Below are 23,394 nucleotides of genomic sequence, written 5' to 3'. Positions count from 1 at the left end.
ATGCTTTTAGGTTTTTGCTACTTTTTAATCCTTGCTATAAAAAGTAGAGATAAAAGAAACGGTTCCTTTTTAAATTGGAACCATTTAAAAAGGAGAATATTTGAGAATTAGTGTACCAGCAACTAGTGCCAATTTAGGGCCTGGATTTGACTGTTTAGGAATAGCTTTAAATCTAAAGAACCAAGTAATAATAAGACCATCAAAATTCCATAGTGTATCTTTAAAAGGTGAGGGTTCAAATAATCCAGCTTTAAAAGATAATAATATGTTTATCTCTATTTTTAACGACTTTTACTATAATTTAACACAAAAAAAGAGACATTTTAGATTTGAGTTCTTTAATGAAATTCCACTTTCAAGAGGACTGGGAAGCTCTTCGGCTGTTATTGTTTCAGCAATTGCTAGTGCTTATGCAATTGAAGGAATAAAAGTAGAAAAAGCAAGGCTTTTAAATCTATCTTTAGCATATGAAAGTCATCCTGATAATATTACACCAGCTGTTATGGGAGGTTTTAATGTGGCAAGTGTGCATGAAAATGAGGTAAAATTTATAACTAAATCAATTCCTAAAACTTTAAAAGCAGTTGTTGTTATACCAAATAGACCAATTTCAACTACATTATCAAGAAAAACACTTCCATATAAATACTCAAAAGAGGATACAATTTTTAATATATCTCACTCATCACTTTTAACAGCTGCATTTATGAGTGAAAATTGGGATATGTTAAAATATGCTAGTGCTGATGTTGTTCATCAACAATTTAGGATGAAACATATGCCAGAGCTTTTTGAAGTACAAAAGACTGCTTTGAAAAATGGTGCTTTAATGAGTACTCTTTCTGGTTCAGGATCTACATTCTTTTCAATAGCTTATAGTGAAGATAGCCAAAAACTAGAACTTGCATTAAAAGAGAAATTTCCACACTTTAGAGTAATGAGTGTAGATTTTGATAACAATGGTGTAAAAATTGAAATATAATTATTTTATATTATTAAGAAAAAATTAGGTATAATATTTGGCTAATTTGAAAACAATCTTAAGAACCTGCATTTTTTGCAGAGGAAAATTTGAGCAAAGCGAACTTTTAAGATATAAGTGTTCAGAAAATAGATTATTGATTTATGATAATCAAGGTAGAAGTTTTTATATTTGTAAACCCTGTAAAGAGGAGTTTAGAAGTATGAAAAATGTGAAGAAATTTGAAAAAGCACTAAGAAGAGAGTGCAAAAATATAGGTAACTATGTTATACAACTTGAGGAGATTTTATTAGATGTCAGATAAAGTAAGAGTTTTTGAAATTGCAGAAGAAGCTGCATCGACAAGTGCTGAGGTTATGCAAAAGGCGAAAGAGCTAGGAATAGAGTTAAAAACTGCACAAGCTACTGTCTCTTTTGAAGATGCAGAAGCAATTACACAATATATAATGACTGGAAAGAGTTCTAGGATTAAAGAAACACAAGAGAAAAAAGCGGTAAAGCCAAAAAAAGAGAAAGAGATAAAAACTGAATCAGAAAAAGCTGAAGATAAAAAAGAGAAAGAAGATAATAATTTAGAAAAATTAGAGATCAAAAAACCAGCTATTTCAAAACCTCTTTTAAAAACAGAAGAAAATATATCTATTCAAGATGATGAAGATAATGTAATAAATCCTGTAAAAGTTGTTCCAAAGAGAAAGGGTCTTGTAATAATTAAGAAAAAAAGACCAGAAGAACAAGAGGTAAAAGTAATAAATGAGAACTTTGAAGCTAAAAAAACTCAAAAAACTTTAAGTGATATTTTTGGTGAAAATGAAGAGAGAGTTTTTGAAGAGAAAAACTTATCAAGAGAAGATAATCAAAGAAATCAAAAAGTAAAAAAAGAGAAGAAAAAAACTCCTATAAAAGCTCAAGACCATGGTAAAAAACTAGAAGTTACAAATAATAGTGAAGAGTTTAAAAGTAGTGATGACTCACTTTTAGGAGATGAAGTTGTTCTACTTGATATGGATTTACAAGATAATTTCAAAATTTTTGATGAACCAAAACCTATAAATACTACAAACCACTCAAGAAGTTCAAAACCGGCAGCTTTTGGAAATACTCCAACAGGTCTTAAAAGAGGAAAGAGAAAGAAAAGAGTTGTAAGAACTCAAGAGAAAGAGGATATTTCTTCTATTGTAATTCCTGAAGATATTAGAGTTTATGAATTTGCAGAAGCTTGTGGAAAAACTCCAGCTGAAGTTATTACTGTACTATTTCATTTGGGAATGATGGTTACAAAAAATGACTTTTTAAAACAAGATGAGTTAGAGATTTTGGGTGAAGAGTTTGGAATTGAAGTAACTGTAAAAGATGCGCTTGAAGATGTAAACTATGAGGAAACTTATGATGAAGAGATTGATAAATCTTCATTTGTAACTAGACCTCCAGTGGTTACAATTATGGGACATGTTGATCATGGTAAAACTTCACTTCTAGATAGAATTAGAAGCTCAAAGGTAGCTTCAGGTGAAGCAGGAGGAATTACACAACATATAAACTCTTATACAATTACTAAAAATGGACAAAAAATCACATTTGTAGATACTCCAGGACACGAAGCATTTTCTGCTATGAGAACTAGAGGTGCAAATGTTACAGATATTATTATAATTGTTGTTGCTGCTGATGATGGTGTAAAAGCTCAAACAGAAGAGGTTATTTCTCATGCAAAAGCTAGTGGTTGTCCAATTATTGTAGCTATGAATAAGATGGATAAAGAGAGTGCTAATCCAGATATGGTAAAAGCTCAGATGGCTGAAAGAAACCTAACTCCTGTTGATTGGGGTGGAGATATTGAATTTATTGGAGTATCAGCAAGAACTGGAGATGGTGTTGATGAGTTACTTGAAAATATTCTAATCCAAGCTGAGCTACTTGAACTACAAGCAGATCCAACTGCAAAAGCAAAGGCTACAGTTATTGAAGCAAGTTTAGAAAAAGGAAGAGGACCTGTTGCAAATATAATAGTACAAAATGGAACTTTAAGAGTAGGAGATAATATTGTTTGTGATACTACTTTTGGAAGAGTAAAAGCTATTACAAATGATATGGGAGAGATTGTAAAAGAGCTAGGTCTTAGTGAAACTGGGACAGTTTTAGGTTTAAATGAAGTACCTACAACAGGTTCTAGTTTAGTTGCTATGGATAGTGAAAAAGAGGTTCGTGATATTGCTACAACAAGAGCTGAGCATGCAAGAGCAAAAGAGCTATCAAAATCTACAAAAGTATCACTTGAAGAGATGAGTGGATTAATAGCTGAAGGTAAAATAAAACAACTACCAGTTATTATAAAAGCTGATGTTGGCGGATCTCTTGAGGCAATTAAAGGCTCTTTAGAGAAAATTGCAAATGATGAAGTAAAAGTAAAAGTTATTCACTCTGCTGTTGGTGGTATTACTGAATCAGATATCGTTCTTGCAAGTGCTAGTGAAGGTTGTATAATCTTAGGATTTAATGTACGACCAACAGGTGCTATAAAAGCAAAAGCAAAATCTGATGGAGTTGAGATAAATACATATTCAATTATATATGATTTACTTGATGATGTAAAAAGTGCCTTATCTGGTATGATGAATGCTATTATAAGAGAAGAAAATACTGGACAAGCAGAAGTTAGAGATACATTTGTTGTTCCAAAAATTGGAACAGTTGCTGGATGTTTAGTAACAGATGGAAAAGTAATTCGTGGTGGACATGCTAGAATTATTAGAGATGGAGTTGTAACATACACTGGAAAAATATCATCACTAAAAAGATTTAAAGATGATGCAAAAGAGGTTGCAAGTGGATATGAGTGTGGAATTATGTTTGATAAATTCAATGATATAAAAGTTGGAGATTATATTGAGACATTTATTCAAATAGAAGAGAAAGTAAAAATTGACGACTGATGAAAAGTATAAATCTTCAAAGAACAGAATCCTTACTGATGGAGCTTATACCTCAAGCTCTATCACAATTATCAAATAGTAAAATAAACTCTTTACCAATAACAGGTGTTAATTGTAAAAATGGAAAATATGATGCAGTTGTGTATTTTGATGGTAGTGATTTTGATAAAAATGAGGTAAAAGAGGTAATAGAATCTCTAAAAAAAGCAAATGGAAGAATAAAAAGTGATGTATTGGCAAGTACAGGATGGTATAAATGTCCAAATTTTAAGTTTGAACTTGATACATCTTTGGAAAAATCAAAACATATAGAAGATTTGTTTGCACAAATAAAAAAAGATAAAACAAAAAGTGAAGAAGAATGAATTTAGAAGAACAAATTAAACTAATAGTTGAAAATAGTGGTTTAAAGCTATATGATATTGTTACAACAAAAGAGCATGAAAATAATATTTTTAGAGTTGTTGTTACAAGTAAAGATGGTGTAAATCTTGATAAATGTGCCGAAATCTCAAGATTAATATCTCCTTTATTAGATATAGATGAGCCAATGGGTGGTAAATATCATCTTGAAGTGAGTTCACCAGGAATTGAGAGAAAATTAAAGAAAAAAGAGCATTTTATTGCAAGTATTGGTGAACTTGTAAAGATTAAAAACTTTGCAACAGATGTTTATAGTGGTGAACTTTTAAGTGCCGATGATGAAAAAATAGTGATAAAAACAGAGTTTGGTGAAGAAGAGATAACTTATGATAATATCTTAAGTGCTGCAACTTATTTTGAGTGGTAAAAGAAGTTAGAAATGAAAATTGATGATAATTTCTATATGAAATTAGCCATTGATGAAGCCTGGAAGTTCCAACTTTTAACCTATCCAAATCCTGCTGTTGGTTGTGTTGTTGTAAAAGCTGGAAAGTTACTTGCTATTGAAGCACATAAAGAAGCTGGGCTTTCTCATGCTGAGGTAAATGCGCTAAAAACAGCCTTTCTTACACAAGAACCAAATAGCCTTTTAAAAGTTTTAGAAAAAAGTAGCGAAATTCACGACTTTTTAATCAAAAATCATAATGGTTTCTTTGAAGATTGTGAAATATATACAACTTTAGAGCCTTGTAATCACCATGGTAAAACTCCATCTTGTGCAAAACTTCTATCTATTTTAAAGCCTAAAAGGTTGATTATTGGTTTAATTGACACAAATAAAATAGCAAGTGGTGGAATAAAAACTTTAGAAAGTGAAAATATAGATGTTACAACAAAGGTTTTAGAAAAAGAGTGTGAGAATCTTCTACTTCCTTTTAAATCATGGCAAAATAAAACTTCTATATTTTTCAAAATGGCTCAAACTCTAAATGGGTCTATAGATGGTCAAATTAGCTCACAAAGAGCAAAACTATATGTACATACTTTAAGAGATAAAATAGACCTTCTTATGATTGGTGGAAATAGCGTAAGAGTTGATAAACCAATACTAGATACTAGATATGTAAAAGGAAGAGAGCCAGATGTTTTTATATATAGTAAAAACAAGGCTTTTTCTCAAGCTATTCCCCTTTTTAAAGTTCCAAATAGAAAAGTAATTATTAGTGATGATTTGTTTAAATTGCTTGATTATAAGTTTGTTATGGTTGAGGGAGTTTATACTCTTCTTGATATTTTAAAAGATAAGTTAGATTTTGTAGTTTTAATAATAAGTCCAAAGATTAGAAATGGAGTAAATTCTGTAAATGAACTAAATATTGATTTTGAGATACTACACGAAAACTATTTAGGGGATGAAAAGATAGTCTTTTTAAAAAGAAGAGCTTAATTAAATAAAGATAAAACATTTAAGTCTTGTAAAATAGGAATAGAATAAGAAATATTAGTTATAAAGTAGTGTAGAATTACACTACTTTTAAAGAGAGATTGTTATTTTACTTTTTCTAAGTATTCACCAGTTCTTGTATCAACTCTAATAGTCTCACCCTCTAAAATATGAAAAGGGATTTGAATAACAGCACCACTTTCTAAAGTAGCAGGTTTTCTTCCACCTTGTGAATCACCTTTGAAGTTTGGTGGTGTTTCTACAATTTTAAGTTCTACAACCATAGGAGGTTCAACTGTTATAGCTTTTCCGTTAAAATACATCATATCTACTTGCATTCCATCAATTATCCAATCAAATGCTTCCCCAACTTGTTCATAAGTCAAACCTTCTTGCTCATAAGTTGTTGTATCCATAAATTGTAAAAGTTCACCATCATCATATAAAAATTGCATCTGTTTTTGTTGTAAATTTGGAGTTTCACATTTATCTCCAGCATGGAAAGTTTTCTCAATTGTTTTTCCATTTAAAAATGATTTTATTTTTGCTCTTACAAATGCAGCACCTTTCCCAGGTTTTACATGTTGATACTCCACAATTTTATATGGAATTCCCTCAACTTCAATTTTAAGACCTTTTTTTAATTCACTCATACCAATTGCCATTTTTTCTCCTTAAATCTCAGCATAAGCAACACTAATTGATGCTTCAAGTCCATCAAGTTCACTTATTACTTTTGAATTTGCTTTTTCATCTATTAAGATAACTGCTAAAGCAGTATTCTCTTTTCCACGGCTTAATCTAAAGTCAGAGATATTTATACTATTTTTTGCTAATAGTGTTCCAACTTGTCCAATAACTCCTGGAATATCTTTATTTTTCATTAAAATCATCTTACCTTTTGGTTCAACATCTATTTTGTAACCATCTATATCTACAACTCTTTGTACACTATCTTCAAATACTGTTCCAGAGATAGTTTTTACACCTTTTGAAGTAGTTATTTTTATAGTAACTTTATTTTTATATCCACTATTATTTGTTAGTTTTTTAGTAGTTAGCTCTATGTTTTTCTCTTTTGCAATAAAGTTTGCATTTACATAGTTTACACTACTGCTACTTGCACTTGCACTTAAAACTCCAACACTAGCGAATGTTTGTAGAGAATCAACAAATTCAGCTAACTCTCCCTCTGCACTAACATCAATAGCTCTAATTTCGCTTTTGCTAATTTGTGCTAATAAAAATGCCATTTTTTGAGTAAGTTCAATATATGGTTTTACAAAGTTAGGGATTTTACTCTCATCAATTGGAAGATTTAGTGCATTTGGATAAGCTACTCCTCTTGCACTCTCTATTGCATTATTTGCACTTTGAACAGAAATCTCTTTTTGACTCTCTTTAGTGTTTGCTCCTAAGTGAGCAGTTACAGTTACATTTGGTAAATCAAGAAGTGGATGAGAAGTTGCTGGTTCTTTTTTGAATACATCTATTCCAGCCATTGCTATTTTTCCACTTTTTAAGTTTTCTACAAGAGCCTCTTCGTTATATAATCCACCTCTTGCACAGTTGATTAAAATTACTCCATCTTTCATTTTTTTAATCTCATCGAAACTTATCATATCGATAGTCTCTTTATTTTTTGGAGTATGGATTGTAATAATATCACAAGCTAATATATCATCAAAATTTGTAGTATAAGTAATACCTAAGTCTGTAGCTTTTGTACTAGGAATAAATGGGTCATAAGTAATAACATCCATCTCAAAAGCTTTTGCTCTTAGAGCTACTCTATGACCAATATTACCAAAACCAATAACACCTAGTTTTTTACCATAAAGTTCATTTCCATACCAATCTTCTCTTTTCCAAACTCTATCAATTTTTAGTTGATTATGAGCATATGGAAATTTTCTCATACAAGATAGCATATGAGCCATTGTAAGCTCAACCGCTGCAATAGTGTTTGCAGTTGGAACATTCATAGCAATTATTCCTCTTTTGCTACAACCTTCAATATCAACATTATCATATCCAACACCAGCTCTTATAATTGCTTTTAAGTTAACTGCTGCGTTTAAGAACTTCTCATCAACATCTGTTGAAGATCTAGTAATTGCAACATCTGCATCTTTTATAATATCTAATAGTTTTACCTTATCAACATTGGCTGCAAATATATAATTTATATCTTCTGTTTTTTCTAAAATTTTTAATCCAGCTTCGTGAATATGGTCACAAACTACAATTGTTTTTTTACTCATTAAAATATTCCTACTTTTTGAATTGGTCTTTTATAGCATCACCCAAAGTCATAGACATATCATCATTTACAGACTTTAGCATATCTCTTTCTTGTTGTTGTTCTAATCTTTTTATAGATAATCTAACTCTATTCTTTTTAGTGTCAATATTTATAACAACAGCTTCAATCTCATCACCAATTGTAGCTTCATCAATATTTAATGGTCCAAAATCTTCAGTTCTTACAAGTCCATCTAAATTGTTTTCAAGTTTTATAAATAGACCAAAATCTTTTTTATCTTTTATAGCACCTTTTACAATATCACCAATTTTATATTTATCTTGGAAATCTTTTGCAGGAGAAGTTGCTATCTCTTTGATTGAAAGAGATATATTCTCTTTTTCTCTATCAATTTTTATAATTTTAACTTCAACTTCATCACCTTTTTTGAAAAGGTTTTTACATTTGCTATTTGGCTCCCAACTAGACTCTTCATTGTGAAGTAAACCATCAACATCACCTAAAGTAACAAATGCACCAAATTCAGTTAGAGTTGCAATTTTTCCTTTTAGAATGTCTCCAACTTTGTGAGAGTTTACAAATTTATTAAATGGTTTTTCTTGAAGATTTTTTAAACTAACTCTTAATCTTTTTTGGTCAAAGTTTAGTTCAATTACTTCAACATTGATCTCATCTCCAATATTTAAAATCTCTTTTGGATTTTTGATATTTTTATTCCATGAAAGTTCTGAAATATGTAAAAGACCTTCAATATCATTTCCTAAATCAACAAAAGCACCATAAGACTCAAAATTTGAAACAGTTACAGTAATTGTATCACCAACTTCTAATCTATCTCTTATCTCTTCCCAAGGATTTGATAAAGCAGCTTTTATTGAAAGGCTTAAGTGTTGTTTATTTTTATCATAAGATAGAACTACAACAGATACTGTGTCACCTTCTGCATAGTAGTTTGCTGGATTTACTGGACCTTTATATGATATTTCATTGTAGTTTACAAGACCATCTATTCCACCTAAATCAACAAACATTCCATAAGATGTGATTTTTTTAATAACACCATTTACTGGTACATTATTCTCTAGAATTTCAGCAATTTTACTATCTTTTATAGATTTACTCTCTTCAATTAGTTTTTTTCTTGAAACTATAATAGAGCTTTGATTTTTGTTTACTTTAATAACTTTTGCTTTTACAGTTTTCCCAATTGCTCCAATAGTTTTCATATAAGATTGCGCTAGTGGCATAAAGTATTCACAACCAGTTGAATCCTCAAGAGTAAAACCACCTCTTTGTTTAACAGATACTATTTTAGCTTCAATAGTAACATCTTCAAAGTTTTCACCGTGAGTAGCTATAAAGTTATTAAACTTCTCTTTTTGAAGTACTTTTTTATGTGAAATATTAGGTCTTTCCCCTCTATTCCCCATAAGCATAACAGGAATAGTGTCTCCAACTTTATACTTTACTTCACCATTTGTTGTAATTTCAGATATTGACAATAAACCTTCAATTTTTTGTCCAACATCAATTAAAACTCTCTCATCATTTATATCAACAATTACACCATCAACCACAGAGTTGTTCTCTGCTTGCTCAAAAGACTCATTTAGCATTTGCTCAAAGTCAAAGTCTTCACCTAAATCTATATCTTCCATACGCATTTTGTACCTTCTTTGTTTACCAGATTATTTTAAAATAGCAAGATTGTACAAAAAAATCACTTAAATTATGGTTTAAAGCTCTTTATTTTATCTATAACTTTTTGTATAACCCAATCAGGAGTGCTAGCCCCAGCCGTTATTCCACAGTAATTTTTATTAATAAACCAAGAACTTTCAAGCTCATTTTCGTTTTCTATTAAATAAGAGTTTTTACAATTTTCAAGGCAAATAGAGTGAAGTTGTTTTGTATTTGATGAACTTTTCCCACCAATTACAATCATAATATCAGCTTTTTTTGAAATATCTCTAGCTGCATCTTGGTTTTCAAATGTTGCATCACAAATTGTATTAAAAACTCGTACCTCTTTATTTTTTAAAATAAGAGCATTTACAATTTCAAGATAGGTCTCTTTTTTCTTTGTGGTTTGTGCAACACAAGCAATTTTATTATTTTTAAATTTTACATTTTTTAAATCTTCAGGACATAAAATTACATGAACATCATCTAAATCTGAAGCATAAGATTTAACACCTTTTACTTCGGGGTGCTCAATATCTCCAAAAATTAAGATACTATAGCCATCTTTTGACATATTTTTTACTATATTTTGTGGAGTTGTTACAAATGGACAAGTAGCATTTATAACTTTTTTAACTCCTTTTTTTAGCTCTTTTAAATCATTTTTTGGAATACCATGAGTTCTTATAATAACAGTATCATCTGGTTTTACATCACTTAATTGAGAGTATAATCCTACATTAAAATCTTTTTTTAATCTATTTATTTCATCTTCATTATGAATAAGTGGTCCCATTGTTGCACTGTTTTCGTATTTTTGTGCAATCTCAATAGCTCTTTTTACACCAAAACAAAAACCATAGCTACTTGCTAGTTCAATTTTCAAAATCTCTCCTTAATACAAAGAGTCTAAAATCTCTTTAAAGTTTGGAAAAGATGAGTTTATACATTCCACATCATCTATTTTCATATCACAATTTAGTCCAGCTATTGCAAAACTCATAGCAATTCTATGATCTCCATAAGAGTCTATAGTTGCACTATTTAATTTACCACCTTTTATTTCATAACCATCTTCAAACTCTGTAAAATCAACTCCACAAAGTGCCAAATTATCTACAACAGCTTTTATACGGTCACTCTCTTTTACTCTTAGCTCTTTTGCATTTTTTACTTTTGATTTTCCATTTGCTAAACTCATAGCAATACTAAGCGCTGGAAGTTCATCTATTAGCCATGAAATATTATCAACTACTTCAACACCATTTAACTCATCTCCAATGATTTCAATATCACCAATAGGCTCATAAATATTCTCTTTTTCAATAAAGTTTACTACTGCTCCCATTTTTTTCAAAACAACATAAGCTTCAATTCTTGTTGGGTTTAAAGATGCATTTTTTATTACAACTCTAGAACCTTTTGAAATAGCAGCTGCAACAGCAAAGAAAAATCCACTAGAAGGATCTGCTGGGACAGTTATATTTAAAGGTTTTAAATGTGATGTGAGAGGTTTTATATTTATAAAGCCTTCGTTATCAGTAAAAATTTCTGCTCCCATACCTTTTAGCATTCGTTCTGTATGATCTCTTGTTAGTTCTTCTTCTTTGTATTTACTAATATTTGTTGCTCTAAGTGCTGCCAAAATCATAGCTGATTTGACTTGAGCTGAAGCTATAGGAGAGATATAAGTAAATGGTTTTAGATTTTTTTCTCCTCTAATAAATAGAGGTGCTTTATTTCCATTCTCTCTTCCATCTATGTTAGCTCCAATATTTCTTAAAGGGTTTGCTACTCTATTCATAGGTCTGCTTCGTAAGTATTTATCTCCACTTAGAATAAAACTTCCATCAACGCTTGCTAATAATCCACAAAAAAGCCTCATTGCAGTTCCTGAATTTCCACAATCAAGAACATCATCAGGTTCGCTTAAATTATCAATAGGAGTTATTTCAACACTATTTCCAACTCTTTTTATTTTTGCACCTAATTGCTCTACAATTTTTAGAGTATTTAAAGTATCTTCAGCAGTTAAATAGTTTTTAATATACGAAGTTTTATTTGAAAATAGTGAAAACATAGCACATCTATGAGATATTGATTTATCACTTGCAATATTTTCTATAACAATATCAAAAGGTTTATTCAATCTTTTTATACTAAAACTTGACATCTTTTTTTCCTATCTTAAAGTAATATTTAATTTCTCTTTTAAAGCATCTAAAATTGAGTTTATAACTCGATTTATATCATCATCTTCAAGTGTTTTTTCATCACTTTGAAGAGTAAATCTGATAGTTAAACTTTCAAAATCACCTAATTTTTCATCACTATAGATATCGATTAAGTTATATTGTTTAATTAAATTAATATTTAGTGAATTTATAACTTTTTTAATCTCTTTAAACTCTAAAGATTTTGGAGCAATTATGCTTAAATCTTTTCTTGAGGCTTGGAACTTTGAGTAAGAAGAGACTTTTATTAAGTCATTTTTTATGGCAATAAAATCAATCTCTGCAAAAAAAGTATCACTCAAATCAAAATCATTTGCAACACTTGGGTGAAGCTTTGAGATAAATCCTACAATTTTCCCATCTATTAAAATATTTGCACTTTGATATGGGTGAATAAATTTATTATTAATGTTTATAATAGGTTCTAGTTCAAATTCACCAATTGTATTTAAAACATTTTTTGCAAATGAGAAGAAATCAATATTTTTTGGTTTTCCAGCATTGCTTACATCTTCAATAGTTGAAGCTCCACTATGAACAAAGGCTATTTTCTTACTTTCTACTCTATTTTCATCAAAGATAGTTCCTATTTCAAAAAAACTAGCACTTTTTGTACCTATTTTAAAGTTATTTGAACAGGCTTCAATTAAGTTTAAAAGTAGGGTAGTTCTATATGTATTTAGCTCTTTTACGATTGGATTAATAAGCTCTAATTCATCTTTTACAGTTTTAAAACCATATTTTTCTAAATTTTCTTTTGAAGAAAAAACATATGTTAGTGTTTCAAAAAATCCATTTTCAATAGCTTTATATCTTAGTTTATTTCTTTTTTGTAAATCAAGAGAAGTTTTGTTTACTCTATTTACTTCATCTATAGCCAAAGGTTTTGAAATGATATTGTCAATTCCAACCATTCTTATAACTTCTTCAGCAATATCGGCAATATTTTTAATATCGTGTCTATAGTGAGGAACTTTAATTAATAAAATATCATCAACAGACTCTTTTATCTCAAACTCTAAAGATGTTAAAATTCTCTCTATCTCAATTTTTTCAATATCCTGTCCTATAATAGAGTTTATACTTTTTACACTGATACTAAGAGTTGTTTTCTCAATATCTTCTAAAAACTCTTTTGCTCCAGAGTATATAGTTGCTCCCATTTTAGAAGCAAAACTAGAGAAATAGTTAACTCCATAGTTTATATCAGGATTACTACCTCTTGATGCTTTATAAAATAAATCTCCTGTTTTTATCTTTGTATCAAAAACTCTTTTTGAGAGAATTTCAGGATCTATATAAGATGCTTCAAGCAAAAAATCATTTGATTTTTCATCAAAATCTTTTTGTTCTATACATAATAAGCTAAGGCAGTTTGCGTTTGAATATGAGCAATCAAATCCTTTATCATCTTTTCTTAAATCTAAAACACTAAGCTCGTTTTTTAGTATAAAATCTTCTCTAGGATATGCATTTAAAAGAACACCTATAGAGTGAGTTGCATAAAAAAGAGAGTTTTTAATATGATGATTTTCTTTAAATTTACCAATTAAAGATACTCTTATATTTGTTACTAAATCTAGCTTAAGAGCTGAAAAGTCTATAGCTTTGTATGCTAAAAAAGTATCAATATTTGAACTATTTATCTCAAATATTTGACCAATACTAAGTTCATGGTCATTTGTATTTTTATCAAGCTCCATTAGAGGCAAATCATAAAAAGCTGCTAATTCTCTAGCAACTCCTAAAATACTTAAGCAATCTCCTCTATTTGGAGTAAGACCTATTTCTATAATATCATCATTTAAAATTGGGTAATCTTTTAACTCTTTTCCTAGTTCTATCTCACCAATTGAGCTATCTAAAATCATAATTCCATCATTTAATTTTGGAAGACCTAGCTCTGTTGAAGAGCAAATCATTCCATTTGATTCAACTCCTCTTAATTTTGCTGCTTTTATTTTAAAATCATCTCCTAGAATAGCTCCAATAGTAGCAACTGCAACTATTTGTCCAGCCTCTACATTTGCTGCGCCACAAACAATTTGAGTAGTCTCATATCCTAAATCAACCTGGCAAACATTTAATTTATCAGCATCTGGATGCTTCTCTTTGCTTAAAACTTTTCCAATAACAACTTTTGAAGCAATTTGTTGTTTTTCTAAACTATCAACTTCTAAACCAATACTATTTAATGTTTTACAAATTTCATCTGTACTTATTTGTGAAATATTTATAAATTCTTCTAACCATCTTCTTGTAATTATCATTTAAATTGTCCTAATAATCTTGTATCACTCTCAAATAGAGATCTTAAATCACCAATGCTGTGAATTAACATAGCAAATCTCTCTACTCCTAAACCAAATGCATAACCTGATTTATCTTTATATCCAACTGCATCAAAAACATTTTGATCTACAACTCCACATCCTAAAACTTCAAGCCATCCAGTTTGTGAACATACACGACAACCATTACCTTTACAAAATACACAAGAGATATCAACTTCAGCACTAGGCTCTGTAAATGGGAAATATGATGGTCTAAATCGTACTTCAACTTCACCAAAAATATGTTGTAAGAATTCAACCATTACATGTTTTAAATTTGCAAATGAGATTTTATCAGCACAATCTACCACTAAGCCTTCAATTTGATGAAACATAGGAGTATGAGTAATATCAAAATCTCTTCTAAAAACAGTTCCTGGTGCAATCATTCTTATAGGTGCTTTTTGACTAAGCATTGTTCTAATTTGTACAGGAGAAGTGTGAGTTCTTAAAAGTGTATAATCTTTGTTGTAGAAAGTATCAGCCATGTCTCGTGCTGGATGGTATTCTGGAAGATTTAGTGCTTGAAAATTATGAAAATCATCTTCAACTAAAGGTCCCTCTTCAACTGCAAAATTTAGATTTTGAAAGTATGTAATAATTTTATTCATAGTTTCAGCAACTGGATGAGTTGCACCACTTGTAATTTCATTATTAAATCTTGTAACATCAATTTTTTCATTTTGTAATTTTTTATCTAAAGCTATAGCTTCTAGCTCTATTTTTTTACTATCTAAAGCTTTTGTTACTTGTTCTTTTTGTTTATTTAAATTTTCTGCAAATGATTTTTTATCCTCCGCAGGAATATCCTTCATTTTTGCAAATTCTACAGTTAAAACTCCCTTTTTACCAAGGGTATCAACTCTTAAACTCTCCAGTTCTTCAAGTGTTGAAGCAGATTCTATTTTCTTTATCCAAAGTTCCAATTTTTATTCCTAATCTCTAATTTATTTTTTATAAAATATATATTCTAATCTCTCAAAGTTGCGATTATATCTAATTTTTTATTAGAGTTTGGTTATAATTTATTAGAAAAAATTAAGGAGAAAATATGTGTATTTTTTGCAAAATAATAAATAAAGAGATACCTAGTAATATTGTATTAGAAGATGAAAATTTTTTAGCCTTTCATGATATAAATCCTACAAGAAAAATACATGTATTAGTTATTCCAAAAGCTCACTATAACTCATTTGAAGATACACCATCGTCAATTATGAATGCTTTAAGTGATTTTATAAAAAAAGTTACAAAAGAGCTAAAAATTGATAAAAGTGGATATAGAATGATTACAAATATTGGAGAAGATGGTGGGCAGGAGGTTGCTCATCTTCATTTTCATATAATTGGTGGTGAAAAAGTTGGAAGATTGGTTCGTGATAAAAATGATTTAGGATAAACGAGAGTTTATCCTTTATTAATTATTCAGAGAAAGAGCCTAAATTCATAATTTTTTGATATTTCTTCTCTTGTCTCTCTTTAGGAGTTAATTGTTTAAGCTCCTCTATAGAGTCTAAAAAATACTCTTTTAGTGCCATTACTGCTTCATCTTTTTTTCTGTGGGCACCTATTAAAGGCTCATTTACAATATCATCTATTAAATTTTGATGCTTAAGATTTTCAGCAGTAATTTTTAAAGCTTGAGCTGCAGTTTCAACTTTTGTTGGATCATTCCATAAAATAGCACTACAACCTTCAGGTGAAATAACTGCATATACAGAGTATCTCATCATGGCTAATTTATCCGCAATAGAAATAGCTAGAGCACCACCACTTCCACCTTCTCCAATTACAACAGATACAGTTGGAGTTGTTAGGTTTGCAAATTCATAAAGATTTTTTGCAATAGCTTCGCTTTGATTTCTTTCTTCAGCTCCAAGACCTGGGTATGCACCTGGAGTATCAACTAACATAAGAATTGGAATTTGAAATTTTTCTGCCATTTGTGCTGCTCTTAAAGCTTTTCTATAACCTTCAGGGCTAGGCATTCCAAAGTTTCTTTTTAATTTTTCCTTTGTTCCACGACCCTTTTGTTCACCAATTATTAAAGTTTGTTGTTCTCCAATAAAACCTAAATAACAAACAATGGCACTATCATCTACAAAATGTCTATCACCATGAATTTCATAGGCATTTGATAAAAGAGCATTAATATAATCAAGAGCATAAGGACGGTCTGGGTGTCGTGCTAGTTGAAGTTTTTGATAATCATTTAGGTTTTTAAAAGTTTTTTCAACTTCTTTATCTAGTTTTTTATTCAATATTTCCACAGCAGGTTCATCTGCTCTTGTTTTTGCGATTATTATATCATCTTCTATTTTTTTTATTTTTTCTTCAAATTCTAAGTAAGTAGCCAATATTTTTCCTTAAATAAAAGGGTGAAATCACCCTTTAAGGTTTAAATTTATTTTGTAAATTTTTTAAAAATTACAGAACCATTTGTTCCACCAAAACCAAAATTATTACTCATAACAGTTGTAAGTTCAACTCTTCTAGCAATATTTGGAACAACATCTAAATCACACTCTGGGTCTTGGTTCTCAACATTTATTGTTGGAGGAATAACTCCCTCATTTAGAGCTTTTATCGCCATAATAGATTCAATAGCACCAGCTGCTCCTAAACAGTGACCAATTTGACCTTTTGTAGATGATACAGGAGGACAGTTCTCTTTTCCACCAAACAACTCTTTTATTGCAGCTGTTTCATTTTTGTCTCCAACAGGAGTTGAAGTTCCATGAGTATTTATATAGTCTATTTTTGGATATTTGCCAGTTATGTTTTTTGCCATCTCAAAAGCTGCTTTCATCGCTCTTAGTGGACCATCTATAACAGGTGAAGTTATATGATTTGCATCACCACTTTCCCCAAATCCAATAATCTCACAATAAATTTTTGCATTTCTAGCTAGTGCACTATCTAAAGTTTCTACAACTAAAGCTCCAGCACCTTCACCCATTACAAAACCATCTCTGTCTATATCAAAAGGTCTTGAAGATTTTTTTGGATCGTCATTTCTTGTAGATAGTGCTTTCATCGCAGCAAACCCACCAACTCCAGCGCCACAAACAGCACTTTCAGCCCCAACAACTAAAATTCTATCAGCACCACCTAAAACAATTGTTTTTACAGCATCATTTAAAGCATGAGTTGAAGCAGCACAAGCAGTTACATGACCTAAAGATGGACCTTTTAAATTATGTTCAATAGAGATAAAACCACTTAACATATTTGCTAAAGATGATGGTATAAAAAATGGAGATATTTTTCTTGAACCTTTTGTATCACAAATAGTTGAGTTTTTTTGAATTGTTGATAAACCACCAATTCCTGACCCAGAAATAATTCCAAATCTAGGAGCTATATTCTCATCTACTTTTTTATTTTCAGATGTAACAAATCCACTATCAATCATCGCTTCTAATGCTGCTTTAATTCCCAACTGAATAAATCTATCAGCTTTTTTAACCTCTTTTTTATCCATTACAGTTTCAGGGTCGAAATTTTTAACCTCTCCTGCAATTTGCACTGAAAAATCGCTTGTATCAAAAAGTGTAATTTTATCAATCCCACAAACACCATTTACAACGGCTTCAAAAGATTCGTTCACACTATGTCCAGTAGAATTTATAGTACCTAAACCTGTAATAACAACTCTTTTCATCTAATAATGCTCCAATATTTTATTTAAACTATTCAATTTTCTATTTAAATTTAAAAACTCAACAACTAAAATAATAGACAAAAGAGAGTCTCTTTTATCTAAATATATAAAGAAAACTATTTATTGTTTTCAATGTATGCTATTGCATCACCAACAGTTAAGATTTTTTCAGCTTCTTCATCAGGGATTTCGATATCAAACTTTTCCTCTAAAGCCATTACAAGCTCTACTACATCTAGAGAATCTGCTCCTAAATCTTCGATGAATTTCGAACCTTCTTTAACTTCAGCTGGATCGCAATCTAATTGATCAACTACAACAGCTTTTACATCATCTAATAATGCCATTTTAATTCCTTTAATAAAATTGTCACAAAATTATAGCAAAAAAGTTTTAAAAACTTTTTAATTTGTAGAAATTATAGTTTAAAGATAAACTTTAAACATATAATCCACCATTAACTTTTAGTATTTCACCAGTAATATATGATGAGTGATCACTTAGCAAGAATGCCACAGCATCAGCTATTTCACTTGGATTCCCAAATCTTGAAAGTGGAATATTTTTCTCATATTGTGCTTTTACTTCATCTTTTAATAAATCTGTCATATCCGTTTGAATAAATCCAGGAGTTATTGCATTGTATCTAAGATTTCTACTTGCAGCCTCTTTTGCAAATGATTTAGTCATTGCATTTAATCCACCTTTACTTGCACTATAGTTTGCTTGACCAGGATTTCCCATCTCTCCAACAATTGAAGAGATATTTACAACTGAACCAAAACCTTTTTTTCCTCTTTGTTTTAAAAACTCTCTACAACCAATGAAGGCTGATGTTAAGTTTGCATCAATTACAGATGTAAAATCTTCAACACTCATTTTAAGAGCTAGTTTGTCTTTTGTAATTCCAGCATTGTTTACTAAATATGCTAGTTCTCCATCACTTTCAATAATAGTTTTAATAGCAGCAATAAATTGATCCTCAATAGAAACATCAGCCTTTATAATTGCAGCTACTCCTCCAGCATTTTCAATTTGCTCTTTAATATATTCAGCCTCTTCTATTTTACTTCTATAATTTATCCAAACTTTTAAGCCATAAGATGCTAAATTTTTTGCAATTTCTGCACCAATCCCTTTACTTGCACCTGTTATTAAAACATTTTTTCCACTAAATTTCATATTTTGTCCTTTTATTTTTTTACATATAAAGTTTATTATATCAATAATTTGATTATATTAAACTCCTCTTTTATTATTCCAAATTCTAATATGTAATCTATCAGAGTATTTAAATCCATGTTTAATAGCTAGATTTACAACTTTTTCAGAGTTTGTATCAATAGTTTTAGAACTATCACCTAATGGCATTAGATATACTTCAGATTTTGGAATATCTTTTAAAATATCTTCAATTTCAGATATTGCATTTTCTAAAAAATCATCACCAATTACAAATTTAAGATAAGACTCTTTTGTATTTTCTAAAATTTTTGTTAATGTAGTTTTATTAACTCTCTTTTTTAGAGGTTCTAAAGAGTTACTTAATTTTACACTCATTGAAAATAGAATATTTTTTTGATACTCCTCTTTAAAATCTATATTTAAAGAAGCATTTGTCTCGATTGTAAGTTTATGATTTTTTTCAATATAGTATTTAATTAAATTCTGAAACTCTTTATTATTCCAATATAAAAGTGGTTCGCCACCTGTTATTACAATATCAACTCTATTTTTATAAGAATAATTTTCAAGAAGTTTATCAACTTCATGTATTATTTCAAGATGATTTTCGTAACTTCTCCAACTATCCTTAAACTCCATATCAACTGCATAGTAAGAGTCACAAGCACATTTTTTTTTACCGCTTGGTGTTTCATAAAAAACATTAAAACCTACACATTTAAAATTACATTTACCAAATCTAATAAAAATGGAGAGGTTCCCTACTAATTTTCCCTCTCCTTGAATTGTTGGTCCAAAAATCTCATTAATTTCCAGCATAAAATGTACTTTTACTTTTTGGAGTCTCTAAAAATTCAACCTTTGATACTTTTATATCTAATTTACTCATCTTTTCTTGAACAATTTTTAGAAGCCAAGCAGATATATTTTCACTAGTAGGTACAAAATCTACAATAATGTAACTCTCATACAACTCTAAAAGTTCATTTTTATAATCTTTTAAATTTACAGTTTTATAACCTTCTTTAAATTTTATTAAATATTTTTTATCAATATTTGGTAAAAGAGTCGAAAAAAGTGGATCATTTATATCTAATATAAATTTATGATCAATAATATCATCTAAAAACTTTTTAAACCAATTTAAATGTTTAAAATCTGTAACCATTCCACTTTGTAAACTATCTGATTTTAAATACACAATTACTTTACCTTGGTGACCGTGAAGGTGTCTACACATAAGACAGCTATCAAGAGAAAACTCAATATTTAATGATTGTGACCAAACTCTATGTCCATAACAAAAATCAAACTCTTTTGAAATTTCCCACATATTAACTCTCCTTATAAGGTATAGGATCTTTTTGATTTGCCTCTTTAAATCCATTTAATCTGAGTCTGCAAGAGTCACAAACTCCACAAGCACTTTCTTCTTCCTTGTAACATGACCAAGTAAGTTCTAAAGGTACATTTAGTTTTATTGCTTCTTGAACAATTTGAGCTTTACTTAGATTAACTAATGGAGTAATAATTTTAATATTTGTATTATCTTTTGTTCCTTCATTTATTGCATTTTGAATAGAGCTAATAAAACTATTTGTACAATCAGGATAACCAGAGCTATCCTCTTGTACAACTCCGATATAGATAGCATTTGCATTTTCTTTCTCTGCTATTGCACTAGCAATACTTAAAAAGATTCCATTCCTAAAAGGAACATAAGTAACTGGTATAATCCCTTTTTCAAGCCCATCTACTGGTACATCTATTGACTTATCAGTTAATGCACTAGCACCAATTTGAGCAAAAAATGGAATATCTATCTCATATTTATTTAAAACATTTAGCTTTTTGCAAATATCTCTAAATGCTATTAACTCTCTATTTTCTGTTCTTTGTCCATAGTTAAAATGGACCGCAATTAGCTCATAACCACTATTTTTTGCTATATATGAACTAAGAGTTGAGTCCATACCACCACTTAAAATTACAACTGCTTTATTATTTGAATTATTAATCATAAATAAAAAGATCCTTATAGTTTAAAAAATGTATGAAATATTGAAAATATAAACTTATCATAAGTTGGATATAATAGCAAAATTTTTTAAAAGTGAGATAAATTTTATGGACATTATGCAAGACGCAATATCGACACATATTTATGCTATATATATTTTTTTAGCAATTATGCTTTTTAACCTATACTCTGTTGTAACAAAAAAAGATTTTATCTCTTTGGCAAAAAGATTAAAATTTATGACACCAATTTACCATTTAGCAAATGCAATAGTAATCTATACTGGTACAATAGTTGCCTTTTATTCTCATCATTTCAGTTTTACAATAGCTTTGATGATACCAGCTTCAATATTTTTACTTGTAATTGAGATAAAAAGGTATAAAAAGCAAAGAGTAATAAAAGTTGCAGATATAGAACTTCAAGAAGAGTTTTTTATTTATGCAAAAAAGGTTTATACTATTGAAATTGCAATTTTAGTAGCTATTTATATAGTTAGTAAAGTATTTTAATGCAGTATATTTATGATAAGAATGCAAAAAATGAGTTTTTAAAAGTTGAAAATGAGAACTATAACTATATAATAAAAGCAAGACGGCATAAAATAGGAGATGAGATATATTTTAGAAATTTAGAAGATGATATTTTATATTTATACAAAATATCTCAAATTGATAAAAAAAGCTTGTTTCTAACTCTTTTAAAAGAAGAAAAAAGAGTTGTTGAAAATAGTAAAAAACTTCATCTTGCTTGGTCTGTTGTTGATCCAAAAACTATTTATGAAAATATCTCTAGCTTAAATGAGCTAGGAGTTGATAAAATTACATTTGTTTATAGTGATTTTTCACAAAAAAATTTTAAAATAAATTTTGATAAACTTGAAAAGATTTTGATAAACTCTTCTTCTCAATGTGGAAGAAGCAGTATTATTAAACTTAATATCTATAAAAGTATAGATGAGTTTTTAAAAGATTTTCCAGATACATATATTTTAAATTTTTCAATGAATATGATTGATACTAAAAAAGATAAAATTAATACTTTACTTATTGGAACTGAAGGGGGTTTTTCTAAAAGAGAGATAGAACTTTTTAATGATAGCCTTATTGTTGGATTTGATTCAAATCTAATACTTAAATCTGAAACTGCTATTATATCTGCTAGTGCAAAGATTATTTTATAAGATTTAAAAGCAGTAAATAAAAAAAGCTAGAAGTAAAAACTCCTAGCTTAAATTTTTTAAGATATATTCTTAGTGAATATCTCTCCATTGGCTTGCTTTCCATAAGAATGCAAATATTGCAAAAATCACTAGATAGATTAAGAATTTTGGTCCTAACTCTTCTCTTTGTGCTTTTTTAGAATCTCCAACTTCTTCAAGGTATTTTATAACTTGAGCTTGAGACTCTTGGTTTAAACCAACTCTAGGCATTGCTGTACCTTCAAGTAGTTTTTGTGGATCATTTATAAATTTACCTAAAGAATCCTCTCCTCTACTAATAATATATTGAGATAAATCAGGTGGAAGTTTTCCCATATATTTTGTAATATCATCAGCTGGTGAGAAAGCACCCATAGTTCTTTTTTGCATATCAGCATATTTTAAACCATGACATCTTTGACAAGCATCAACAAATACCTCTTTATTTGTCATCTCTTTTGGAGCAATTGATTGTAAGTAAGCAACCATATCAGCTATCTCTTGTGGAGTGTTCATTAGTTCATAAGCTGGCATTGGATGAACTCTTCCATCTGTAAACTTATGAGAAACCTTTGAACCTAAAGCTGGATTTTTAATAAATGCTACTAAGTACTCTTTTGAATATATTTTTCCAGAACTTCCTAAATCAGGAGTTGAAACACCATAAGCACCAGCTGCTGTTGCATCATCCATAATTTTTGGAAAACCTTTTGATTCAATACTATGACAAGCTGTACAGTTTGCTGTTACTAATGCTTCACCATTTGCAACATTTGGTGTTGCTGCTATTGCTTCTTTATTTGCATCCCAAAACTCATTTATAGTTTTTTCAAAAGTTTGAGCTGCTTCTAAATCAGTTTTTGCACCTTTTATAGCTTTTTCATCTGCTTTTTTTTCAGCTTCAGCTAAAGCTTTAGTAGCCTTTTCAACTGCCTCTTTTGAAGTAGCTCTATCAGCTTCTTCAAAGTTGTAGTTTACAGGATCAACTTGTGGATGCATTTGTGAGTGAGCAAATGGCTCAACTCCCCAGTAAGTAATAAGAGTTAATACTACTACTACTGCTAAAATTTTTAATTCTCTCATCTT

Annotated in this window: 24 protein-coding genes; 9 read left to right on the top strand and 15 right to left on the bottom strand. The window is 29.5% G+C overall.

From position 1 onward, the window contains the following. The first annotated feature begins 100 nt into the window (after positions 1 to 100). Genes thrB through ribD form a run of 6 tightly spaced genes read left to right on the top strand, consistent with a single transcriptional unit; the run spans position 101 to position 5,725 of the window. Positions 101 to 982, top strand: a complete 882-nt coding sequence (thrB, locus tag ATR_RS08715; protein WP_115429039.1) for a homoserine kinase — start codon at positions 101 to 103, stop codon at positions 980 to 982. Between the two features lie 37 nt (positions 983 to 1,019). Further along, entirely contained in the window at positions 1,020 to 1,286 is a 267-nt protein-coding gene (locus ATR_RS08710; protein ID WP_115429038.1) for a DUF448 domain-containing protein, read from the top strand. Next, complete coding sequence (infB, locus tag ATR_RS08705; RefSeq protein WP_115429037.1) at positions 1,276 to 3,915, top strand: translation initiation factor IF-2; 2,640 nt, start codon at positions 1,276 to 1,278, stop codon at positions 3,913 to 3,915. The genes ATR_RS08710 and infB overlap by 11 nt, the downstream gene beginning before the upstream one ends. Then, a complete protein-coding gene (gene rbfA, locus ATR_RS08700) occupies positions 3,915 to 4,280 on the top strand; it encodes a 30S ribosome-binding factor RbfA (RefSeq protein WP_115429036.1) in 366 nt (121 codons plus the stop codon). The genes infB and rbfA overlap by 1 nt, the downstream gene beginning before the upstream one ends. Next, complete coding sequence (gene rimP, locus ATR_RS08695) at positions 4,277 to 4,705, top strand: ribosome maturation factor RimP (RefSeq protein ID WP_115429035.1); 429 nt, start codon at positions 4,277 to 4,279, stop codon at positions 4,703 to 4,705. The genes rbfA and rimP overlap by 4 nt, the downstream gene beginning before the upstream one ends. Positions 4,706 to 4,717: 12 nt before the next feature. After that, positions 4,718 to 5,725 (top strand): bifunctional diaminohydroxyphosphoribosylaminopyrimidine deaminase/5-amino-6-(5-phosphoribosylamino)uracil reductase RibD, encoded by a 1,008-nt coding sequence (ribD, locus tag ATR_RS08690; RefSeq protein WP_115429034.1) that lies wholly within the window; start codon positions 4,718 to 4,720, stop codon positions 5,723 to 5,725. Positions 5,726 to 5,826: 101 nt separating this feature from the next. Here ribD and efp read toward each other — a convergent pair whose 3' ends face one another. From efp to pheS, 7 genes are all read right to left on the bottom strand, one after another. Continuing rightward, on the bottom strand, positions 5,827 to 6,387 hold the full coding sequence (efp, locus tag ATR_RS08685; RefSeq protein WP_115429033.1) for an elongation factor P: 561 nt from the start codon (positions 6,385 to 6,387) through the stop codon (positions 5,827 to 5,829). Positions 6,388 to 6,396: 9 nt separating this feature from the next. Then, entirely contained in the window at positions 6,397 to 7,986 is a 1,590-nt protein-coding gene (gene serA, locus ATR_RS08680) for a phosphoglycerate dehydrogenase (protein ID WP_115429032.1), read from the bottom strand. Positions 7,987 to 7,996: 10 nt separating this feature from the next. Continuing rightward, positions 7,997 to 9,652 carry a 30S ribosomal protein S1 gene (locus tag ATR_RS08675; RefSeq protein ID WP_115429031.1) on the bottom strand — a complete coding sequence of 552 codons (1,656 nt, stop codon included), beginning with the start codon at positions 9,650 to 9,652 and terminating at the stop codon, positions 7,997 to 7,999. A gap of 65 nt (positions 9,653 to 9,717) precedes the next feature. After that, on the bottom strand, positions 9,718 to 10,557 hold the full coding sequence (locus ATR_RS08670; protein WP_115429030.1) for a 4-hydroxy-3-methylbut-2-enyl diphosphate reductase: 840 nt from the start codon (positions 10,555 to 10,557) through the stop codon (positions 9,718 to 9,720). Between the two features lie 9 nt (positions 10,558 to 10,566). Beyond that, positions 10,567 to 11,844: a 3-phosphoshikimate 1-carboxyvinyltransferase gene (gene aroA, locus ATR_RS08665; RefSeq protein WP_115429029.1), complete on the bottom strand. Its 1,278-nt coding sequence runs from the start codon at positions 11,842 to 11,844 to the stop codon at positions 10,567 to 10,569. A gap of 9 nt (positions 11,845 to 11,853) precedes the next feature. Further along, positions 11,854 to 14,175 (bottom strand): phenylalanine--tRNA ligase subunit beta, encoded by a 2,322-nt coding sequence (gene pheT, locus ATR_RS08660; protein ID WP_115429028.1) that lies wholly within the window; start codon positions 14,173 to 14,175, stop codon positions 11,854 to 11,856. Beyond that, the gene (pheS, locus tag ATR_RS08655) at positions 14,172 to 15,164 is read right to left on the bottom strand and encodes a phenylalanine--tRNA ligase subunit alpha (RefSeq protein WP_115429027.1); all 993 of its coding nucleotides are present in this window, start codon (positions 15,162 to 15,164) and stop codon (positions 14,172 to 14,174) included. The genes pheT and pheS overlap by 4 nt, the downstream gene beginning before the upstream one ends. Positions 15,165 to 15,289: 125 nt before the next feature. On the opposite strand from pheS, the gene ATR_RS08650 reads away from it, so the two are divergent. Next, positions 15,290 to 15,637, top strand: a complete 348-nt coding sequence (locus ATR_RS08650; RefSeq protein ID WP_115429026.1) for a histidine triad nucleotide-binding protein — start codon at positions 15,290 to 15,292, stop codon at positions 15,635 to 15,637. Positions 15,638 to 15,659: 22 nt separating this feature from the next. On the opposite strand, the gene accA is transcribed toward ATR_RS08650, so the two are convergent. The 7 genes from accA to queC form a co-directional block, all read right to left on the bottom strand. Next, positions 15,660 to 16,595 carry an acetyl-CoA carboxylase carboxyl transferase subunit alpha gene (accA, locus tag ATR_RS08645; protein WP_115429025.1) on the bottom strand — a complete coding sequence of 312 codons (936 nt, stop codon included), beginning with the start codon at positions 16,593 to 16,595 and terminating at the stop codon, positions 15,660 to 15,662. Positions 16,596 to 16,642: 47 nt separating this feature from the next. Then, the gene (locus tag ATR_RS08640; protein ID WP_115429024.1) at positions 16,643 to 17,902 is read right to left on the bottom strand and encodes a beta-ketoacyl-ACP synthase II; all 1,260 of its coding nucleotides are present in this window, start codon (positions 17,900 to 17,902) and stop codon (positions 16,643 to 16,645) included. Between the two features lie 116 nt (positions 17,903 to 18,018). Beyond that, positions 18,019 to 18,249: an acyl carrier protein gene (gene acpP / locus ATR_RS08635; RefSeq protein WP_115429023.1), complete on the bottom strand. Its 231-nt coding sequence runs from the start codon at positions 18,247 to 18,249 to the stop codon at positions 18,019 to 18,021. Between the two features lie 91 nt (positions 18,250 to 18,340). Beyond that, a complete protein-coding gene (gene fabG / locus ATR_RS08630) occupies positions 18,341 to 19,084 on the bottom strand; it encodes a 3-oxoacyl-ACP reductase FabG (protein WP_115429022.1) in 744 nt (247 codons plus the stop codon). A gap of 57 nt (positions 19,085 to 19,141) precedes the next feature. After that, positions 19,142 to 19,906, bottom strand: coding sequence for a 7-carboxy-7-deazaguanine synthase QueE (locus ATR_RS08625; RefSeq protein WP_115429021.1), 765 nt, complete (start codon positions 19,904 to 19,906; stop codon positions 19,142 to 19,144). Continuing rightward, positions 19,893 to 20,420: a 6-carboxytetrahydropterin synthase gene (locus tag ATR_RS08620; RefSeq protein ID WP_115429020.1), complete on the bottom strand. Its 528-nt coding sequence runs from the start codon at positions 20,418 to 20,420 to the stop codon at positions 19,893 to 19,895. The genes ATR_RS08625 and ATR_RS08620 overlap by 14 nt, the downstream gene beginning before the upstream one ends. A gap of 1 nt (position 20,421) precedes the next feature. After that, positions 20,422 to 21,108 (bottom strand): 7-cyano-7-deazaguanine synthase QueC, encoded by a 687-nt coding sequence (queC, locus tag ATR_RS08615; protein ID WP_115429019.1) that lies wholly within the window; start codon positions 21,106 to 21,108, stop codon positions 20,422 to 20,424. Between the two features lie 115 nt (positions 21,109 to 21,223). On the opposite strand from queC, the gene ATR_RS08610 reads away from it, so the two are divergent. Together ATR_RS08610 and ATR_RS08605 are read left to right on the top strand one after the other, a co-directional pair. Continuing rightward, positions 21,224 to 21,619: a hypothetical protein gene (locus ATR_RS08610; RefSeq protein ID WP_228254224.1), complete on the top strand. Its 396-nt coding sequence runs from the start codon at positions 21,224 to 21,226 to the stop codon at positions 21,617 to 21,619. Next, positions 21,619 to 22,290, top strand: coding sequence for a 16S rRNA (uracil(1498)-N(3))-methyltransferase (locus ATR_RS08605; RefSeq protein ID WP_115429018.1), 672 nt, complete (start codon positions 21,619 to 21,621; stop codon positions 22,288 to 22,290). The genes ATR_RS08610 and ATR_RS08605 overlap by 1 nt, the downstream gene beginning before the upstream one ends. Before the next feature lie 69 nt (positions 22,291 to 22,359). Here ATR_RS08605 and ATR_RS08600 read toward each other — a convergent pair whose 3' ends face one another. Continuing rightward, positions 22,360 to 23,391 carry a c-type cytochrome gene (locus tag ATR_RS08600; protein ID WP_115429017.1) on the bottom strand — a complete coding sequence of 344 codons (1,032 nt, stop codon included), beginning with the start codon at positions 23,389 to 23,391 and terminating at the stop codon, positions 22,360 to 22,362. Positions 23,392 to 23,394: the final 3 nt, after the last annotated feature.

Origin of the sequence: Aliarcobacter trophiarum LMG 25534, from assembly GCF_003355515.1 — a bacterium.
Taxonomy (GTDB): Bacteria; Campylobacterota; Campylobacteria; order Campylobacterales; family Arcobacteraceae; genus Aliarcobacter; species Aliarcobacter trophiarum.
This window is presented reverse-complemented; position numbering and strand designations above follow the sequence as displayed.

What these genes read in the sequence shown, in the direction of transcription:
- infB (WP_115429037.1), top strand. Translation starts at nt 1,276, where the DNA reads ATGTCAGATAAAGTAAGAGTTTTTGAAATTGCAGAAGAAGCTGCATCG.
- rbfA (WP_115429036.1), top strand. Translation starts at nt 3,915, where the DNA reads ATGAAAAGTATAAATCTTCAAAGAACAGAATCCTTACTGATGGAGCTT.
- rimP (WP_115429035.1), top strand. Translation starts at nt 4,277, where the DNA reads ATGAATTTAGAAGAACAAATTAAACTAATAGTTGAAAATAGTGGTTTA.
- ribD (WP_115429034.1), top strand. Translation starts at nt 4,718, where the DNA reads ATGAAAATTGATGATAATTTCTATATGAAATTAGCCATTGATGAAGCC.
- efp (WP_115429033.1), bottom strand. Translation starts at nt 6,387, where the DNA reads ATGGCAATTGGTATGAGTGAATTAAAAAAAGGTCTTAAAATTGAAGTT.
- serA (WP_115429032.1), bottom strand. Translation starts at nt 7,986, where the DNA reads ATGAGTAAAAAAACAATTGTAGTTTGTGACCATATTCACGAAGCTGGA.
- ATR_RS08675 (WP_115429031.1), bottom strand. Translation starts at nt 9,652, where the DNA reads ATGCGTATGGAAGATATAGATTTAGGTGAAGACTTTGACTTTGAGCAA.
- aroA (WP_115429029.1), bottom strand. Translation starts at nt 11,844, where the DNA reads ATGTCAAGTTTTAGTATAAAAAGATTGAATAAACCTTTTGATATTGTT.
- pheT (WP_115429028.1), bottom strand. Translation starts at nt 14,175, where the DNA reads ATGATAATTACAAGAAGATGGTTAGAAGAATTTATAAATATTTCACAA.
- ATR_RS08650 (WP_115429026.1), top strand. Translation starts at nt 15,290, where the DNA reads ATGTGTATTTTTTGCAAAATAATAAATAAAGAGATACCTAGTAATATT.
- ATR_RS08640 (WP_115429024.1), bottom strand. Translation starts at nt 17,902, where the DNA reads ATGAAAAGAGTTGTTATTACAGGTTTAGGTACTATAAATTCTACTGGA.
- acpP (WP_115429023.1), bottom strand. Translation starts at nt 18,249, where the DNA reads ATGGCATTATTAGATGATGTAAAAGCTGTTGTAGTTGATCAATTAGAT.
- fabG (WP_115429022.1), bottom strand. Translation starts at nt 19,084, where the DNA reads ATGAAATTTAGTGGAAAAAATGTTTTAATAACAGGTGCAAGTAAAGGG.
- ATR_RS08625 (WP_115429021.1), bottom strand. Translation starts at nt 19,906, where the DNA reads ATGCTGGAAATTAATGAGATTTTTGGACCAACAATTCAAGGAGAGGGA.
- ATR_RS08620 (WP_115429020.1), bottom strand. Translation starts at nt 20,420, where the DNA reads ATGTGGGAAATTTCAAAAGAGTTTGATTTTTGTTATGGACATAGAGTT.
- queC (WP_115429019.1), bottom strand. Translation starts at nt 21,108, where the DNA reads ATGATTAATAATTCAAATAATAAAGCAGTTGTAATTTTAAGTGGTGGT.
- ATR_RS08610 (WP_228254224.1), top strand. Translation starts at nt 21,224, where the DNA reads ATGCAAGACGCAATATCGACACATATTTATGCTATATATATTTTTTTA.
- ATR_RS08605 (WP_115429018.1), top strand. Translation starts at nt 21,619, where the DNA reads ATGCAGTATATTTATGATAAGAATGCAAAAAATGAGTTTTTAAAAGTT.
- ATR_RS08600 (WP_115429017.1), bottom strand. Translation starts at nt 23,391, where the DNA reads ATGAGAGAATTAAAAATTTTAGCAGTAGTAGTAGTATTAACTCTTATT.